The sequence below is a fragment of the Curtobacterium sp. A7_M15 genome (genome assembly GCF_030705415.1).
GTDB lineage: Bacteria > Actinomycetota > Actinomycetes > Actinomycetales > Microbacteriaceae > Curtobacterium.
In genome coordinates, this window is the sequence record NZ_JAUZED010000207.1 from 1 (window position 1) to 2,271 (window position 2,271).

The following is a 2,271-nucleotide window of genomic DNA, read 5'->3' on the forward strand; positions in this document are numbered from 1 at the left end:
TGACCGCCGGTGCGGTGAAGTAGGCAGGACCACCGGACGGGAGGCGCGGTGCGGGTCGGACCCGCACCGCGCCTCCCGTCCGCGCGTGCGCTGGTGTGCGCGGCCGGTGCGGCGCCGAGACTCGGCTGGGCGGACGGTTCCGTCACGCCGGGCCCACCAGCGTGTCCGCCGAGCCGAGACTCGGCGGCCGGAATCGAGACAGGATGGAACCATGAGCGAGCCACGCGGGCGGCAACTGCTGCCGGGACAGACCAGCCGGGTGCACGTGTACGACGTCGAGAGCCGGACGAGCCGACTCGTGTTCGAGTCGAGCACGCTCCTCGTCGAGGCGCCGAACGTGCTGCCCGACGGGACCCTCGTGCTGAACGGCGACGGCGACCTGTGGCTGCTGCGACCCGGGGGCCGGGTGCTCGACGAGACCGCGCTCGTCCGCGTGCCGATGCCCGGCGTCCCCGAGATCAACAACGACCACGTTCTGGACCCCTCGGGCAACTCCGTCGTGGTGAGCGCGCGCGACGGCGACCTGTACCGGGTGCCGGTGCCGGCCGGGGGAGCGGCAGCGACCCTCACGGACGTCACCACCGCGCTGCCCGTCGTCCGGAAGTTCTACCTGCACGGCATCGCACCGGACGGCGAGACCCTGGCTGCGATCGTCGGGGAGCGCACGGAGGAGGGCGTCTGGACCACCGACGTCGCCCTCGTCGACCCGGCGACCGGTGACCCGACCTTCCTGACCCGCGACGCGTACCCCGACGACGGTGTCGCGTTCGCGGGGGAGATGCTCGTGTGGAACTCGGAGCGGTTCACGCCGGGGACGGCGCAGCTCGTCGCCCTCTGGCCGGGGGCGACCGACCCGGTCCGGATCACGAACGACGACCGGGTGAACTGGTTCCCGCACGTCTCGCCGGACGGCGCGCACCTGCTCTACCTGTCGTACGAACCGGGCGTGCAGGGACACCCTGCCGACCACCGCGTGGAGCTCCGGCTCCTGCCCGGCTCGCTCGTGCGCGGTGCCCGGATCGCCGTCCAGCCCGAGACCCTCGTCACGCTCGACGGTGGGCAGGGGACCGTGAACGTGCCGCCGTGGTCGCCGGACTCGCGGTGGTTCGCGTACTGCGACTACCCGGTGGCGCCGTAGGGCGCTGCGACTCCACGCGCTGAGCGACAGTTCACGCGCCCGGTCGCCCGTGAACTGTCGCTCAGCGCGAAATCTCGGTTCGCCCCGCCTACACCTCCCGCACCTGCCCCTGCTTGATGTGCAGGCGGCGCTCGGCCCGCTTCGCGACCCACGAGTCGTGCGTGACGACGACCACGGTGAGCCCGCGCTCCTTCCACTGCTTCTCGATGAGTCCCATGATCTCGTCACGGGTCGCCTCGTCGAGCGCACCGGTCGGCTCGTCGGCCAGCAGCACGCTCGGGTTCTTGACCAGCGCCCGCGCGATCGCGACGCGCTGCTGCTGCCCGCCGGAGAGCTCCGCCGGCAGGTGGTCGAGCCGTTCGCCGAGGCCGACCTCCCGCAGCGCCGCCGTCGAGCGGTCGCGGATCTCCGACCTCGACCGGTTCGCGAGGGAGCCCGCGAACGCCGTCTCGACGTTCTCCAACGCGGTCAACGTCGGGATGAGGTTGAAGCTCTGGAAGACGAAGCCGATCTCGGTCGCCCGCAGGTTCGTCAGCGCGCCGTCGCCGAGCTTCGCCACGTCCTGGTCGCCGAGCAGCACGCTGCCGGCGCTCGGACGGTCGAGCGCACCGAGCATCTGCAGCAGGGTCGACTTGCCGCCGCCCGTCGGTCCCTGGATCGCGACGAGCTGCCCCTGCGGGATCGTCAGGTCGACGTTCGTGAGCGCGGTGACGGTCCGGTTCTTCTGCTTGTACGTCTTGGTGACGTTCTTCAGGGCGTAGATCGGACGGGAGGCGCGGCTCGCCTCCGCCTCGGACGCTGCGGTCTCGGTGGTGGTCACTGGTGCTCCTGTCGGTTCCGGTTTCGGGTCGGTGCTGTCGGTGGTCCCGGCGACGGGTGTCGCGCCGGTGCCGGGCCCGGCCATCAGGCCACGCTCCGCAGGGCCTCGGCCGGACGCAGCCGGCTCGCGCGCCAGCCGCCGAGCGCCCCGGCGATGAGTCCGCCGAGGATCGCCAGACCGATCGCGAGCAGGATCACCTCGACGGTGACGGGGGCGTGCAGCACGACGTCGGTCGTGGACGCCGTGCTCGCGCCGCCGCCGAAGCCGCCGGCCGGAGCGCCACCGCTCGTGCCGCTGCCCGCCGCGGCGGTCG

Annotated in this window: 2 protein-coding genes and 1 pseudogene; 1 reads left to right on the forward strand and 2 read right to left on the reverse strand. The window is 72.7% G+C overall.

Features of this window, described 5'->3' with window-relative positions:
* Positions 1–211: 211 nt before the first annotated feature.
* On the forward strand, positions 212–1,138 hold the full coding sequence (locus Q7F20_RS18405) for a biopolymer transporter Tol (protein WP_305741503.1): 927 nt from the start codon (positions 212–214) through the stop codon (positions 1,136–1,138).
* A gap of 88 nt (positions 1,139–1,226) precedes the next feature.
* Here the strand turns inward: Q7F20_RS18405 and Q7F20_RS18410 are convergent, their stop codons facing one another.
* Positions 1,227–1,901 (reverse strand): ABC transporter ATP-binding protein, encoded by a 675-nt coding sequence (locus tag Q7F20_RS18410; RefSeq protein WP_305741504.1) that lies wholly within the window; start codon positions 1,899–1,901, stop codon positions 1,227–1,229.
* A gap of 140 nt (positions 1,902–2,041) precedes the next feature.
* Positions 2,042–2,271: pseudogene (locus tag Q7F20_RS18415) on the reverse strand (ABC transporter permease); the annotation flags it as partial.

What these genes read in the sequence shown, in the direction of transcription:
- Q7F20_RS18405 (WP_305741503.1), top strand. Translation starts at nt 212, where the DNA reads ATGAGCGAGCCACGCGGGCGGCAACTGCTGCCGGGACAGACCAGCCGG.